The organism is Acidocella sp. (genome assembly GCF_013044125.1).
GTDB lineage: Bacteria > Pseudomonadota > Alphaproteobacteria > Acetobacterales > Acetobacteraceae > Acidocella.
In genome coordinates this window covers 1-13,764 of record NZ_JABEVC010000135.1, presented here as the reverse complement: position 1 = coordinate 13,764, position 13,764 = coordinate 1, and the positions used below count along the sequence as shown (strand labels likewise).

Sequence of the window (13,764 nt, the reverse complement as noted above, 5' to 3'; positions counted from 1 at the left end):
TGTTTTGTTCTAGGATCTTGAGGTCATGCGCTCCGGCGGGCGCAAAAAGGAAAGGCGCCGGATTATAGAGCCAAAATCAAAACCCCGGCTGGAGAATAGATTTTTTATGGCGATGGATGAGAGCAGAATCGCGCCGATCAGCATTGTGGTCACCATGTCTGAAAACCCGGCGATTAGCATCCCTTGGCGAAGAACACCAAGGATCATCACCGCGAGAGTTACGCCGAGAATCCCGCCTTCGCCGCCGAATATACTAATGCCACCCAGCACGACCATGGTGATCGAAGTCAGCAGCAGGATATCGCCCATATCGGCACGGACAGCATCGTAATACGATGCGAGAACAATACCCGCGAAAGCTGCCATCACGCCGCTGATGCAATAGGCACGCCGCTCAACCGAGGCAACTGAAACACCAGCATAATGCGCCGCATCCCGGTTATAGCCGATCATCACCAACCGCCGGCCATATCCGGTGCGGGTAATCAGCACCGAAAACCCGATGGCCAGGACGATAAATATCACTAACTGCACGGGCACCCAGCCCGCTATGGCGCCGGTTCCAAGTTCACCGAATGCGTGGCCGAAGCCGTAAGGCGGCGATGCGCCGGCAAGCGCGATCGCAATGCTGGAATAGATGAAATTCGTGGACAATGTCGCAATCAGCGGTTCCACGCGCAGGCGGGTGATAATCTGCCCGTTCAACCACCCAAGGCCGCCGCCGGCGCCAACAGCCACCAACACCGCAAGCCAGGTATTCAAGCCGTAGGATTTAATGAGGATAGCCATGATGACAGCCGCAAGCCCCGAGATGGAACCAACTGAAAGGTCAATGCCGCCGGTTAAAATAACTACCGAAAGTCCTAAAGCCACAAAGCCGAACGGCAGAAACTCTTCGGTGATCGCGAGGGTACCGTGAAAGCCATTATAAAAACCAGGTGTGAGAATGCAGAACCCTGAGAACAGCGCCACCAAGATCGCGACCAGCGCACGGTCCCATGGTTGGCTGGGAAATAGATATCTCATGGATTCACACTCCGTCTTGCGCCAAGGGTAACGGCGGCGAGGATCATCAACCCCTCACCCGCCGAATACCAGATCGCGGGAACTTGCAGAAACACCAGCGCGGTGATGACAACGCTCAGGAACACACTGCCGATTACTGTGCCGGCAAGATTGCCCCGCCCGCCCGCGATCGCCGTGCCGCCGATCAGCGCGATCGCGATGGATTGCAGCTCGACATGGTCGCCCGTGCCGGTTGTGGCTGTGGCTGACCCGGTATAGGCCACGAACACGAGCCCGGCAAAAGCCGCCAGCGCGCCGGAGATGGTATACACAGCCAGCAGCGTGCGGCGCACGGAAATACCGGCGTTATAGGCTGCGGCGGCATTGTTGCCGATTGCCAGAATATTGCGGCCAAATTTCATGTGGTTCAGGACGAACCAGGCAGCAGCGGCCACAGCGGCAAGAGCAAGCACCGGCGTTGGCACCGGCAGCCCGGGGATGAGATTATCATTGCCAAACGCCGCGAAATTTGGCGAGACCTGGTCCACCTGCAGCCCGTTGGAATAGATAAATGTCAGCCCGCCATACAGGCTGTAAGTCCCCAACGTTGCGATAATCGGCGGAATTTTCAACCAAGCGACCAAAAAACCGTTGAAACAGCCAAGCACCGCACCCATGGCCAGGCAAAGCGGCAAAGCCTGCCAGAGCGGCATACTGGATGTGGTGGAGAGCAGCCCGAAAACCATCGCGCTCAACCCCAGAACGGCGGAGACTGAAAGATCAATCCCGCGCGTTATGATAACGAAGGTCTGGCTGATGCCGACCAGCCCGAGCACAACGGAGCTGAGGACCATGAATTCGATATTGCTGAAGGACATAAAGCTTGGCCGTAGCACTCCGACGCCGAGCACCACTGCAAATATCGCCACCAGAAGCGTGACTTCACGGAGCTCCCTGCGGCGCGGCCTGGATTTTTTACGGCGGCTGGGATCCGATACGGCTGTGGCGGTGCTGCTCATCTCAATGCGCCTCCACGCCAAGGAAAGCGGCGCCGACACGTGCGGCGGTCACATCCGCCCCCTTTAATTCGGCCGCGATTTTTCCGCCGTAAATCGCAATCACCCTGTCGCATAGCACGATCAACTCTTCCAACTCCGAGGAGATGACGACAATCGCCATACCCTGCGCCGACAATTCCTCGATCAAGCGGTAAATCTCATCTTTCGCGCCAACGTCCACGCCGCGCGTCGGCTCGTCGAGAATGGCAACCTTCGGGTTCGTGCTCATCCATTTGCCGAACACGACCTTCTGCTGGTTGCCGCCGGAAAGCTGGCCGACCGGCTGATCAATCCCGCGCGCGCGCACCTGGTAGCGGCGCATCGTATCTGTGGCGATCGCGACTTCACGTCCGCGGTTGAGGATGCCGCCTTTGCGCTGCAACCGGCCGATCTGCCCGGCGGTTGCGTTATCACGGATCGACATGGGAAGAATCACCCCATGGCGCGCGCGGTCTTCAGGCACATACACCAGCCCGGCCTCGATAATATCGCCAATTGATGAGGCGGAGATGTCCTGGCCGGCCAAGGTTACGCTGCCCGCTGACTTCGCGCGCAAGCCGCACACCGCCTCGGCGATTTCTGTACGGCCGGAGCCGATCAACCCGGAAAAACCCAGGATCTCACCGGGCCGGACATCAAAATCCACCCCCGAGAACACCGGCGCGTGCGCCAGGCCGCGCACACTCAGCACCGGCTCACCCTCAGCCTCCCGGCGAACCCGCCTGCGATCAAAAATCACCTCACGTCCCACCATGGCGCGGACCAGGCGAGCGCGGTCGAACCCGTCGCGGCCCACCTCATCAGTTACCGCGCCATCGCGCAGGACGCTTACGCGGTCGCTTATCTCGCTCACCTCGTCCATACGATGGCTGATGAAGCCAAGCGTGCAGCCCTGCCCGCGCAACCGGCGCATGATGCTAAATAAAATTCCCACCTCACGGCCGGTGAGCGGGGATGTCGGCTCATCGAACAAAATAATCCGGCAGCCGCGCAACAGCGCCTTGGCGCACTCCACAAGCTGCTGCTGGGCAATGCTCAGGTGCTTGGCATCATCACGCACATCCACATCCAGCCCGAGCGCCGAGAGCGAGTCCTGCGCCTGGCCGCGGATGGTTTTCCAGTCGATGCGGGAAGGGAACCGGCCGCGCGTGGGGAGCATCCCGAGGAACATGTTTTCCGCGACGCTCAGTTCCTTCAGCAATGCCGGCTCCTGGGGAACCAGATAGATGCCGTGACCATAAGCCGCGCTGGGGTTGCGCAGGTCGAGCGTGGCGCCGTCCAAGTTGATCTGCCCGGCATCGGGCTGGTGAATTCCGGCGAGAATACGGAAAAGCGTGGATTTTCCAGCTCCGTTCTCGCCCATCAAGGTATGCACCTCGCCCGGCGCCAGCGCCAAGGAGACATTGCGCAAGACGCTGTTGGCTCCGAAGCGCTTATCAATCCCGGTTGCAGCCAGCAGGCCGGGGGTGCGGCTCATCAAATCCTGCACGACGGCTTCCCGAGGCAAATTCTTTGAAATTTCCACCAATTATCGTTCCCTACGCGAACCTCGATTCTCATTTGTCAGGCCGCTTGCATGTTATACATGACCCCGAATGACAGCGCAACCATGATTTTTGATAGCGCTACCATTTTTCTTTTTCTCTCCCCTGGACGAGACCAGCAAGAGGAAGTAAACATGCGTAGAATCGCCCAAGGCCATAGAAAGACAAGGCATTTTGGATAAAGCCCCGCCTGAAACCACGAACACCGATAGCCGCCGCGCCAGCCATGGCTCGGTCACACTGGCGGATGTCGCGGCCCTTGCGCGGGTTGCGCCTATCACGGTGTCGCGCGCGCTGAATAACCCGGACAGCGTCTCGGAGACGCTTCGCAGCCGTATTCGCACGGCGGTTGATCAACTCGGCTATGTGCCCAACCGCATGGCCGGCGCCCTCGCCTCCGCCAAAACCAAGGTTATCCCGGTCATCGTTCCGTCTCTCTCGAATGTCGTCTTTATCGAGGTGATTGAAGGCGTGCAGGAAACGCTGACGGCGCACGGTTACCAGTTGTTGCTGGGCACCACCGACTATAACCTGGAGCGGGAAGCCGAGCTGGTCTCGGCGCTGCTCGGCTGGGCACCGCCCGGGGTGATGATCGCGGGCCTGCGGCATCTGCCGCGCACCAACACCATCCTCAAAAATGCCGGGCTGCCGGTGGTGGAGATGATGGAGTACGGGGCGCGCTGCATCGACATGAATGTCGGCCTCTCGCATTTTCGCGCCGGCATGGAGATGGCAGAGCATTTGCTCGCGCGCGGGTACCGGAAAATCGGCTTCGTGGGCACAAGGCTGCGCGATGACTACCGCGCAAGGCAGCGCTACGATGGCATGCACAGGCGCCTGCTGGAAAGCAAAAACGCGTGCGATATGCTGTTTGATTATCCGGGAGGCGGCAGCCAGCAACTTGGCTGGAACGCGCTTGGAGATATCCTGAAAACCAACCCGGAGCTGGATGCGCTGTTTTTCGCCAATGATGAAATGGCGGTGGGCGCCATCTTGCGTGCCCAGCGGGACGGTATCGCAATTCCCGGACGCATCGCCATCGCGGGCTTCAATGGCCTGCCGGTCAGCTCATTGGTCACCCCGGCCCTCACCACGATCATCTCACCACGCAAGCTCATGGGCCATACCGCGGCGGAAATGCTGCTGGCGCGAATCTCGGGCGGCAGCCCGGCGGCGCGGCGCGTCAACGTCGGGCTGGAACTCGCGGCGCGGGAAAGTACATAACCCCCAACGCTACGCGCGCAGGAAGGCGGCGAAATCTTCCCTGTAATCGGCATGCCAGCGCGACAGCGCGGGGCGGTTGTTGATGATGTCCTGCGCCGCCCAGAGAATCCGCTTGTTATCGGTCTCGCGCGTCACCTCGTTATCCGGGCAAAGAATATAAAAATCCCCGGCGTCCAGGCCGGCGAGCAGCATATCCACCACCTGATCGGCGCTCCAGGCGCCCGAGGGTTTTTCCTTGAGGTTACCGGCAGTCATCCCCGTGAAGGTTGAACCGGGAATGAGCAGATGAGCCGTGATGTTCGCGCCGGACTCGTTTCGCAGGCCATGGGCAAGCGCCTCCGTCAGCACCTTTACCCCGGCCTTGCTCATGTTATAGGCCGTATTGCCCGGCGGACAGGTAATGCCCTGCTTGGAGCCGGTATTGATGATGGCGCAGGCGTTGCCTTGGGCGAGCATCCGCGGGGTGAAAACCTGCACGCCGTTGATAACGCCGAACAGATTGACCTCCAGAACCTGGCGCCAGACCTCGAGGCGATCCCACGGCCCGCCAAATGCGCCGGTGGCGGCGTTGTTCATCAGCACCGCAACCTCGCCAAAACGGGCGTAGACGGCCTCCGCCAGGGCCTCCACCTGCGCAATGCTGCTAACGTCAGCTGGCGCGGCCATAACACCGGGGGCTCCCAGCGGGCTTGCCGCCGCCGCCGCCGCGCACGCTGCCTCCAGCGCGCCGGAGGCCAGATCCACCAGGCAGACCTTCAGCCCCAATGCGGCAAAGCGTAAAGCCGCGGCACGGCCAATGCCGCTTGCCGCGCCGGTCACAACGGCGACGCGGCCAGGCTCAAGTGCGGGGTGTGTGGTCATGCTGCTGCTCCCATGCGCTGTACGACGATGCCGAGCGTGCTTCCCGCCCTGGCACTCAGCATATAGGGGCACCTGCGCCCCGCGCCAACTCCCGCCGCCCTTTTGCTCACAGCCGTTTTGTGCAAATGAAAACCAAGGAAAATTCAGCCTTGCCATTTCAGCTGGCTCGCCAAACGAAGCAGGTGCTCCATTGAGAGTTCATTACGAGCGTGATCTTGCACACCTTCTCTCACCCGAGAGCGCGCACCATATTCTTGGCGTGGCCGGTTACGGCGCGGCGCGGCCCGCGGGGTTGCATCCCGCCTGCCCTTTTATCGCGGCTCCGCTTCAACCCGCCGTAGCCGGCGACAAAATATTTGAGGTCTGGACAGCCAGCACACCGGCAACCCATACTCAAATTGGCCCCGTTAGCGGGTCCTGCAGCGCGGAGACAGCGTTTGGCGCGCTCGTTCTGGACGAGGCTGGAACCATCCCCCTCGAGCAGACCGTTGAACGCGCTTATCTTTATATTTTTGATTTCCTGGACCAGGCCGGGTTCAGGGAACCAATCCGGTTCTGGAATTACCTCACCGCGATCACCGAAGATGAACAAGGGATGGAGCGCTACCGGCGGTTCAATACCGGGCGCCAGAATGCCTTCACTGCCAGGCTGCGGCAGCCTGTGCCGCCTGCCGCGAGTGGCGTGGGAGGACATCATGGAGTATCCGTCATCTACTTTCTCGCCGCGCGCACGGCGGCTGAAGCCATCGAAAACCCGCGCCAGACTAGCGCCTATGCTTATCCGCCCATCTACGGCCCCACCAGCCCGAGCTTTTCACGCGCTTGCAGGCATGGCCCCGCTGGGGCGCAAAGCCTGTTCATCTCGGGGACAGCCAGCATAGTGGGGCACGAAACACGCCATCGCGGCGATGTAGAGGCCCAGCTCGCGGAAACGATGGCGAATCTGCACGCATTGACCAAAGTGGCCGGCTGCGCTGGCGGACCCGGCGACTGGGCGGTAAAGACCTACCTGCGCGATCCCTCCTGCCGCGAGACGGTCGATCGCGCCGTCACAGCGCTCTTTGGCCCAGATAGCCAGCGCATTCATTTGCAGGGCGATATTTGCCGGGCTGACCTTCTGCTGGAAATCGAAGCCTGCCATTTGCCTGAGCCGTGAATCCGGGCAGCAAGCCGGAAACGATTTCCCGCAGTGCCCTGCTGGCCAAAACTGTGGAGCTGTGGCTTAGTGCGGCTGAATGATTCTGCGGTGGATAGGGCGGCAAGTAGGGAGCATTCGGCGCGTGAGGGAACATCGGCAGATCGAAGCAACACCCACACCGCCCAATTGTGATGTGCTGGTCATCGGCGGCGGCCCTGCGGGGTCCACTGCCGCGGCGTTGCTCGCCGAGCGCGGACACCGTGTCGTACTGCTGGAGAAAGACCGGCATCCACGCTTCCATATTGGCGAATCGCTACTGCCGCATAACCTGCCACTGCTGGACAGGCTGGGCATACGCGACCAGATCGAGACGAGCGCGATGCACAAGCACGGCATCGAATTCGTTTCCCCCTTCCACGGCAAAACCGTGCACTACGATTTTGCGAACGCATGGGACAAGCGCTTCCCCTATGCGTTTCAGGTGCGCCGTTCGGTCTTCGACCATATCCTGCTGAAAAATGCCGCCGCCAAGGGCGTGCAAATTATCGAATCCTGCCGTGTCACGGCGGTTGAATTCCCGGCGGATGAAAACCCGCGCGTCACCGCCCGCGATGAAACCGGCGCGCAACATGAATGGCGTGCAGATTTCATCGTGGACGCCACAGGGCGCGACACGCTGCTGGCCTCTCAGCTCGGCACCAAGACACGCAACCCGCGCAACAACAGCGCCGCCATTTTTGGCCATTTCACCGGCGCGCGGCGCCTGCCCGGCAAGGCTCAAGGCAACATCAGCATCGTCTGGTTCGACCATGGCTGGTTCTGGTTCATTCCCCTCGCCGACGGCACGACCAGCATCGGCGCCGTCTGCCCCGCCGAATTTCTCAAGACGCGAGATACCGATCTGGCCAGCTTTTTCCGAGGCATCATCGCCTCCAGCCCCGAGATCGCCAGCCGCCTGCAAGACGCCGAACTGGTGGGCGAGGTGAGCGCCACGGGCAATTACTCCTACCTCTCCAGCACCACGAGCGGGCGGCACTTCCTCATGGCCGGTGATGCCTGCGCCTTTATCGACCCGGTGTTTTCCACCGGCGTGTACCTCGCCATGCTCAGCGGTTTCTGGGCCGCCGATGCAGTGGAAACCTGCCTGCGCCGGCCGGCCCGCGCCGCACGCGCGCTCAAACGCTATGACACCGCCGTCCGCAAGGCGGCTGGCTCCTTCACCTGGTTCATCTACCGCATCCGCGAACCTGCGATGCGCAACCTGTTCATGTCGCCACGCAACATATTTCGCGTGGAAGAGGCCGTGCTCTCGCTGCTCGCCGGCGGGATTTTCGATGGCTGGCGGGTCCGGCGGCGCCTTCAACTGTTCCAGATGCTATATTACATCACCAAACTCTCGCATCTGCGTTTCCGCCTCACCGGCCAGCCGCGCGGCGTGGCGGCCGGCACACCGGGCGAAGCCCGCCCGTAAAGGGTTTGCCATGCAGCCCCCGGCACAAATCGTCTCATCGACCCATATCGTCCTCATCCCCAGCTACAATACCGGCCCCAAGCTGCTGGAGACCATCACCGGAGCGTTGCGCTGCTGGCGGCCGGTTCTCGCCGTTATCGACGCCAGTACCGATGGCAGCGATGCCCCCCTGGCCGCCTTGGCGCGGGAAGAACCGGGCCTGTGGCTCATCCACCGGATGCGCAATGGCGGCAAGGGGGCGGCAGTGCTCACGGGGCTGCGCGCAGCCCAGGCCCAAGGCTTCACGCATGTGCTGGTGATGGATGCCGATGGCCAGCATCCCGCCGCCGAGATTCCCGGCTTCATAGAAGAATCGCAACAAAACCCTGCGGCGATGATCCTTGGCCTGCCGGTGTTCGATGCCACGGCGCCACGCCTGCGCGTGTTGGGGCGTCGGCTCTCAAACGTGCTGGCGCGGCTTGAGACGCAGGCCGATATCGGTGATGCGCTGTTTGGCCTGCGCGTCTATCCGCTGGCGCCGCTGCGTGCCGAGATGGAGGCGAGCAGGCATATGCGGGGTTATGATTTTGACACCGAAGCGCTGGTGCGGCTGTGCTGGCGGGGCGTGCCGGTGCGCAACCGCCCGGCGCAGGTGCGCTATTTCCGCGCGGCGGAAGGCGGCGTCTCGCATTTCCGCTACGGGCGGGACAATCTTCGTCTCACCGCCATGCACATGCGGCTGCTGGGCAGTCTGCTGCGCCGCCGGTTCAGGCCATGCCGCCATTGATGGAGATAAGCTGACCCGAGATATAGCCCGCGCGGCTGGAGGCCAGGAAGGCGACGAGATCCGCCACCTCTTCCGGCCGGCCCGCACGGTTCATCGGGACCATACGGGCAATCGCCTCTTTGGGGAAAACCTTTGCGGTCTCTGGAGATTCAATAATACCCGGCGCCACCGTGTTCACCGTGATACCCCGGCTGGCAAGCTCAAGCGCCAGCGTGCGCGCCGCCCCGTGCAACCCAGCCTTGGCGGCCGCGTAATTGGCCTGGCCGCGATTGCCCATCACCGCCGCCACGGAGGAGATATTGATAATCCGCCCCCAGCGCGAGCGGATCATCGGCATCAACAGCGGCTGGGTGACGTTGAAGAAGCCATTGAGCGAGACATCGATGACGCGCGCCCATTGCTCGTGGCGCATTCCCGGCATCACCGCGTCGTCATGGATACCGGCATTGTTCACAAGAATCTGGATCGGCCCGGCCTCCAGCAGATGCGCCAGGGCAAGCTGCGTCTGTGCGGCATCGGTGATATCAAAGCGCACAGCCTCGGCCGTCCCGCCCCGGCCAACGATCCCAGCCGCCACCTCCTGGGCGCGCTCGGGCTGGCGATGGGCGTGAACATAGACATGATGCCCCGCAGCGGCGAGGACAGCGGCGATGGCGGCGCCGATCGTGCCGCTGCCCCCGGTAACCAGCGCGCGGCTCATCGCACCGCCCCGAACAAGACGGTCGCCCGCCCGGTGAGCCATGTTCGACCCTCCGCCGTGATGGCAAACTCATAGGTGGCGCCCGAACCATCACCCTGCAACAGCTGGGCGCCGATGACGAGCGGCCCGGCCGCACCGTCCAGCAGCGCGTCCTGAAGCCGCACGTCGCGCAAGCTCACCAGATAGCCCGGCCGCGGCGCACCGCCCTGTCCCGCGGTCAGCCGCCCGTGCACGGCCATCGTCTGCGCCGCGATCTCGATGCCGCAGGCCGCACCCAGCGTGCCATCCGCGCGGCGAAGCGGATTATCCGCCTGCCGGTAGCGGCGCGAAAGGCAACGCACCGAATCCTTGTCCCAGGACAGCACCTCGTCGAGCAGGCACATAGCGCCGGCATGGGGGATCATCCCCAGAATCTTATCGCGGCCCAGAACGCTCACGCCACATCCTCCCAACCGGATGCCGGGCGCGGGGTGACAGCGACCTCCAGCGCCAGGTCCGGCAGATACTCCAACATAACCTCTCCCCCGCCGCTGCCCGCCAACATCGCCAGCAGCGGCAGGCAACGCGCCGCCGGGGTGTTCCGGCGCAAGGCCTCCAGCGCGGGTGAAGCGCCCCGGCTGTATTCCGGCGCGCCCAGCCTCATGGCCAAAGCGAGCCGTGCGAAACCGGCCGCCGAGGGGAGCGGCGACAGCAACAATGCAACACCGAATGCAGCACCGATAGGCCGCGCCTCCGACAAAGGCGCTGGATAAGGAACGTCATAGGCGATCAGCGCCACCGCCTCTGCTGATTCCACCGCCTGCACAGCCGCCTCCAGCAATCCGGCGGCGAAGCTGCCGTCATGGCAGCACAGGCTGGACGTGGCCGCCTTGGCGCCGCTGGCGATGCTCCAATAGCCGGCCGCCGCATTATGCACCGAGTTATGGAACCGCGTGGGGGAAGGCTCACGCTGCGGTGAGGCCAGCGTGGAAAGAATCTCATGGATCGTATCGCCATCGCCGCCGGAAGAGGCAAAAACCGTTGCCACCGCGGCCGGGTCGCGCCCGGCGGCGGCAAAGGCCTCGGCACCGGCGGCCAGAGCTATCTTGACGATTTTAGGCGCCCGGCGGCGTTCATTGGCGGGCAGCATCTCCACCGGCGGCAGCGGGGCCGCAACCGGCTCATACGCCTGGCGGCCGGCCAGAACCTCCCGGCCCGCCGCCCAGCCTTGCAGCCCAGGGCCGAACAGGCCGATCCCTTCCAGGTAGACACGCATCATACCGCCCGCCCAAGAATCAGGCTACAGTTCACGCCACCGAAACCGAAGGCATTACAGAGCACCCGGCTGATGCGCGCCTCCCGCCCGGTGCGGACATAAAGGCTGGTAAAGGCGGGATCGAGCATCCGGGTGTGCGGGCTGCCCGGCAGAAAGCCGTTCTGGATGGCAAGCGCGCCGAACACCGCCCCCACCACGCCGGAGGCGCCCAGCGTATGGCCGGTGAAGCCCTTGCTCGAATTGCAGGGAACCCTGTTACCAAACAGGGCGGACACGGCACGGTCTTCCGCCGCATCGCCCACCAGCGTCGCGGTGCCGTGCAGGTTGATATAGTCGATATCCCCAGGCTGGAGCCGCGCCGCCGCCAGCGCCTGCGCCATCGCCGCGCGCGCGCCATCGCCCTGCGGGTGCGGCGAGGACATGTGATGCGCATCGGAGCTCTCGCCCGTGCCCAGCAGCAGCACATCATCCGCCCCATGTTCCGGGCGCGGGCGTTCCAGCAACACGAACCCGCTCCCCTCGCCGATTGAAATGCCGCCGCGCGTGGCATCAAAAGGCCGGCATGGCCCCTGCGCCATCACGCCGAGCGCATGGAAGCCAAACAGCGTGGTGGCGCAAAGCGTGTCCGCGCCACCGATGACGGCGGCATCGCAGACGCCGGTGGCGATCATCCGCGCGGCGCTGGCAAAAACTTTCGAGGTGGCGGCACAGGCGGTGGAAACCGCGAAAGCCGGGCCGCCAAGGCCAAGATATTCCCGCACAAAGCGCCCCAGCGCATAGGTATTATGCCTGCGCGCATAATCGAAACCGGCCGGCAGTACGCCGCTTGCGGGATCACGATGACGGTAGGCTACTTCCGTCTCCAATATGCCTGATGTGCTGGTGCCCACGAACACGCCGATGCGTGCCGCGCCATGGCGCGATTTTGCCGCTGCCACGGCCTCCAAAAAGCCATCCTGCCCCAAGGTGAGCGCCGCCAGCCGGTTGTTGCGGCAATCGAACCCTGCCCATTCACCTGTAAGCGGGTGCGCATCCAGCCCTTCTGCCTCACCCGTATAGGCATCGATGGGCAACTCATCGAAACGGCAGGGCGCGAGGCCGCCGCGCCCCTCGCGCAACGCGGCCAGCGTCGCCGCGCGCCCGGCACCCAGGCAGGTCGTCACGGAAAACGCGCTCATTACCAACGGGCTCACGGCATGGCCTTTGGCGGCTCGTCGCGCAGGCGGGCGAGCATGGCTTCGAGCCTGAGCGCCTCGCTGGCGATATGTTCTCTATACCGGGCGTAAAACAATTTCTGCGCAGCGCCTGCCGGGGAATGCCCTCCCCCCCGGCGCGCGGCCGCCGCATAGCGCGCCGCGAAATGGCGCAGATTCGCGTGCAAATCCGTATAGCGCGGGTCTGCGAAAATGCGCCTGAACCGGAAACGGTACGGGCCCCAGAAGGGATTGTCGTAAAAAATCAGGCGCAGGCGCTCAACATCATAAACATCGTTGCGGGCAATCGCCCGCCCGGCCACAGCCAGCGCTCCCGGTCCCGCCGGCAATACGCCCCAGTGCAGCAACGCAGCGCGGGCATGCCTGTCCTTGTACAGCGCGCGCGCATTCTCCAGCGGCAAATCGTGCGCGCGCAGCATCAGATCAACAAACTCGTTCTTCGGCACGGGAAATTTGAAAGCGGCAAGAGCAAAAAAACGCCCTGTCGGCCAGGGCGCCCAGACACCAGCCGCCGCCAGCGCGTTATGCCCGACATGCGAGCAGTTATCATTGAAGAGCTTCCAGTTGTACTGACACAGCCCATCCCGGTAAGGTTGATTGAGCGCGTTGAGATAATCAATCACAGCCTGCATGCGTGCGCGGTCGAGCGGCACCCGCGCGCCGAATACATCGCGGCCGAACCGGACGCCGTAATCCGTCACCACCGATATTTCGTACATGTAGTCGTGATCGGACATGCCGGCCGGCTTATCGCGGAAGAAATGCGCGTGAAATTCCACGCCGTCCAACACACCCATCGCCTTGGCCCGCTCCTGGGTGCGGGCATAGGCCTCGCGCGTCAGAGGTTCGCCTGCCTCCAGCGCGCCCCGCATCAGGAACGCGCGGCCCTCCGCCGCCACCCAGTTGGCGTTTTTGTAATGGGAATTCACGCTGATGCCCGCACCGTGTTCGCCTGGCGCTTCATCCGGTGCGCAGAGCCTAAGCACCGGATAGCCGGCCGCGCGGTCGAGCCGCACACCGTTCAGGTAAAGCAGCGAATGCCCGCCCATGCCGCTGCTGAGCGTTGCGCCGAAGCCGGGTTTCTTGCGAAATTCGGAGAGCGCGCAAAGCTCGGCATAGTAAGGGTAGAGGCGTTCGTAGGCGGTATCGTTGGGCAAGGCAGCCGCATGGGCTGTCTCGGCGGTGCCGGGGATGGCAAGCGCGACGTCATCGGTGCCCATGTTTGCCGTACCCATCAGTCTCCGTACCCGCCACTATATTCACGGTGCCGCGCAGCGTCCAGCATCGCCCGTGCGCGGGCCGAAGGGGGACCGGGCGAGCAGATCGCGCCAGAGCGCCACCCAGGTCGGCCAGTCATGCCCGCCCGGGAGGGCTACGACCCGCTCCGGGGGAAGATGCGCCGCCAGCAGCCGGTGTCCGGGCGCGAAGCGGTCCTGCTGCCCGTAACCGAGATAAAGCGCCGGGGAGGCCACCCCGCCAGCGAGATGCGCGGTAAGCCAGCCGAGCAAGTGCTGCTCGGGTACTGTGG

General features: G+C 63.3%; 14 protein-coding genes. 4 read left to right on the top strand and 10 right to left on the bottom strand.

Annotated features, from left to right (window positions below; genetic code table 11):
- Positions 1–9: 9 nt before the first annotated feature.
- The 3 genes from HKL97_RS08680 to HKL97_RS08670 all read right to left on the bottom strand — a co-directional run bounded on the left by HKL97_RS08680 (position 10) and on the right by HKL97_RS08670 (position 3,540).
- A complete protein-coding gene (locus HKL97_RS08680; RefSeq protein WP_291424455.1) occupies positions 10–972 on the bottom strand; it encodes an ABC transporter permease in 963 nt (320 codons plus the stop codon).
- 50 nt (positions 973–1,022) lie between these two features.
- A complete protein-coding gene (locus HKL97_RS08675; RefSeq protein WP_291424413.1) occupies positions 1,023–1,883 on the bottom strand; it encodes an ABC transporter permease in 861 nt (286 codons plus the stop codon).
- A 142-nt stretch (positions 1,884–2,025) separates the two neighbouring features.
- Positions 2,026–3,540 carry a sugar ABC transporter ATP-binding protein gene (locus tag HKL97_RS08670; RefSeq protein WP_291424411.1) on the bottom strand — a complete coding sequence of 505 codons (1,515 nt, stop codon included), beginning with the start codon at positions 3,538–3,540 and terminating at the stop codon, positions 2,026–2,028.
- A 241-nt stretch (positions 3,541–3,781) separates the two neighbouring features.
- Between HKL97_RS08670 and HKL97_RS08665 the strand changes: the two genes are divergently transcribed.
- A complete protein-coding gene (locus tag HKL97_RS08665; RefSeq protein WP_291424409.1) occupies positions 3,782–4,831 on the top strand; it encodes a LacI family DNA-binding transcriptional regulator in 1,050 nt (349 codons plus the stop codon).
- Positions 4,832–4,840: 9 nt separating this feature from the next.
- Here the strand turns inward: HKL97_RS08665 and HKL97_RS08660 are convergent, their stop codons facing one another.
- On the bottom strand, positions 4,841–5,692 hold the full coding sequence (locus HKL97_RS08660) for an SDR family NAD(P)-dependent oxidoreductase (RefSeq protein WP_291424407.1): 852 nt from the start codon (positions 5,690–5,692) through the stop codon (positions 4,841–4,843).
- Between HKL97_RS08660 and HKL97_RS08655 the strand changes: the two genes are divergently transcribed.
- The 3 genes from HKL97_RS08655 (at position 5,691) to HKL97_RS08645 (ending at position 9,067) form a co-directional block, all read left to right on the top strand.
- On the top strand, positions 5,691–6,848 hold the full coding sequence (locus tag HKL97_RS08655; protein WP_291424405.1) for a hypothetical protein: 1,158 nt from the start codon (positions 5,691–5,693) through the stop codon (positions 6,846–6,848). The genes HKL97_RS08660 and HKL97_RS08655 overlap by 2 nt on opposite strands.
- A 124-nt stretch (positions 6,849–6,972) precedes the next feature.
- Positions 6,973–8,301: an NAD(P)/FAD-dependent oxidoreductase gene (locus HKL97_RS08650; protein WP_291424403.1), complete on the top strand. Its 1,329-nt coding sequence runs from the start codon at positions 6,973–6,975 to the stop codon at positions 8,299–8,301.
- Between the two features lie 10 nt (positions 8,302–8,311).
- Positions 8,312–9,067: a glycosyltransferase family 2 protein gene (locus tag HKL97_RS08645; RefSeq protein ID WP_291424401.1), complete on the top strand. Its 756-nt coding sequence runs from the start codon at positions 8,312–8,314 to the stop codon at positions 9,065–9,067.
- On the opposite strand, the gene fabG is transcribed toward HKL97_RS08645, so the two are convergent.
- The 6 genes from fabG to HKL97_RS08615 form a co-directional block, all read right to left on the bottom strand.
- A complete protein-coding gene (gene fabG / locus HKL97_RS08640) occupies positions 9,048–9,767 on the bottom strand; it encodes a 3-oxoacyl-ACP reductase FabG (protein WP_291424399.1) in 720 nt (239 codons plus the stop codon). The genes HKL97_RS08645 and fabG overlap by 20 nt on opposite strands.
- Positions 9,764–10,204 carry a phosphotransferase gene (locus HKL97_RS08635; RefSeq protein ID WP_291424397.1) on the bottom strand — a complete coding sequence of 147 codons (441 nt, stop codon included), beginning with the start codon at positions 10,202–10,204 and terminating at the stop codon, positions 9,764–9,766. Before HKL97_RS08635 ends, fabG begins: the two co-directional genes overlap by 4 nt.
- Positions 10,201–11,025 carry a beta-ketoacyl synthase chain length factor gene (locus HKL97_RS08630; protein ID WP_291424395.1) on the bottom strand — a complete coding sequence of 275 codons (825 nt, stop codon included), beginning with the start codon at positions 11,023–11,025 and terminating at the stop codon, positions 10,201–10,203. The genes HKL97_RS08635 and HKL97_RS08630 overlap by 4 nt, the downstream gene beginning before the upstream one ends.
- A complete protein-coding gene (locus tag HKL97_RS08625) occupies positions 11,022–12,200 on the bottom strand; it encodes a beta-ketoacyl-ACP synthase (RefSeq protein ID WP_291424393.1) in 1,179 nt (392 codons plus the stop codon). The genes HKL97_RS08630 and HKL97_RS08625 overlap by 4 nt, the downstream gene beginning before the upstream one ends.
- An 11-nt stretch (positions 12,201–12,211) precedes the next feature.
- On the bottom strand, positions 12,212–13,471 hold the full coding sequence (locus HKL97_RS08620; RefSeq protein WP_291424391.1) for a hypothetical protein: 1,260 nt from the start codon (positions 13,469–13,471) through the stop codon (positions 12,212–12,214).
- 24 nt (positions 13,472–13,495) lie between these two features.
- A partial coding sequence (locus tag HKL97_RS08615; protein ID WP_291424389.1) for a hypothetical protein occupies positions 13,496–13,764 on the bottom strand: 269 nt, incomplete at its 5' end.

Bases quoted from the DNA above. Each gene is read 5' to 3' on its own strand.
- HKL97_RS08675 (WP_291424413.1), bottom strand. From the start codon at position 1,883: ATGTCCTTCAGCAATATCGAATTCATGGTCCTCAGCTCCGTTGTGCTC.
- HKL97_RS08670 (WP_291424411.1), bottom strand. From the start codon at position 3,540: ATGAGCCGCACCCCCGGCCTGCTGGCTGCAACCGGGATTGATAAGCGC.
- HKL97_RS08655 (WP_291424405.1), top strand. From the start codon at position 5,691: ATGCTGCTGCTCCCATGCGCTGTACGACGATGCCGAGCGTGCTTCCCG.
- HKL97_RS08660 (WP_291424407.1), bottom strand. From the start codon at position 5,692: ATGACCACACACCCCGCACTTGAGCCTGGCCGCGTCGCCGTTGTGACC.
- HKL97_RS08645 (WP_291424401.1), top strand. From the start codon at position 8,312: ATGCAGCCCCCGGCACAAATCGTCTCATCGACCCATATCGTCCTCATC.
- fabG (WP_291424399.1), bottom strand. From the start codon at position 9,767: ATGAGCCGCGCGCTGGTTACCGGGGGCAGCGGCACGATCGGCGCCGCC.
- HKL97_RS08630 (WP_291424395.1), bottom strand. From the start codon at position 11,025: ATGATGCGTGTCTACCTGGAAGGGATCGGCCTGTTCGGCCCTGGGCTG.
- HKL97_RS08625 (WP_291424393.1), bottom strand. From the start codon at position 12,200: ATGAGCGCGTTTTCCGTGACGACCTGCCTGGGTGCCGGGCGCGCGGCG.
- HKL97_RS08620 (WP_291424391.1), bottom strand. From the start codon at position 13,471: ATGGGTACGGCAAACATGGGCACCGATGACGTCGCGCTTGCCATCCCC.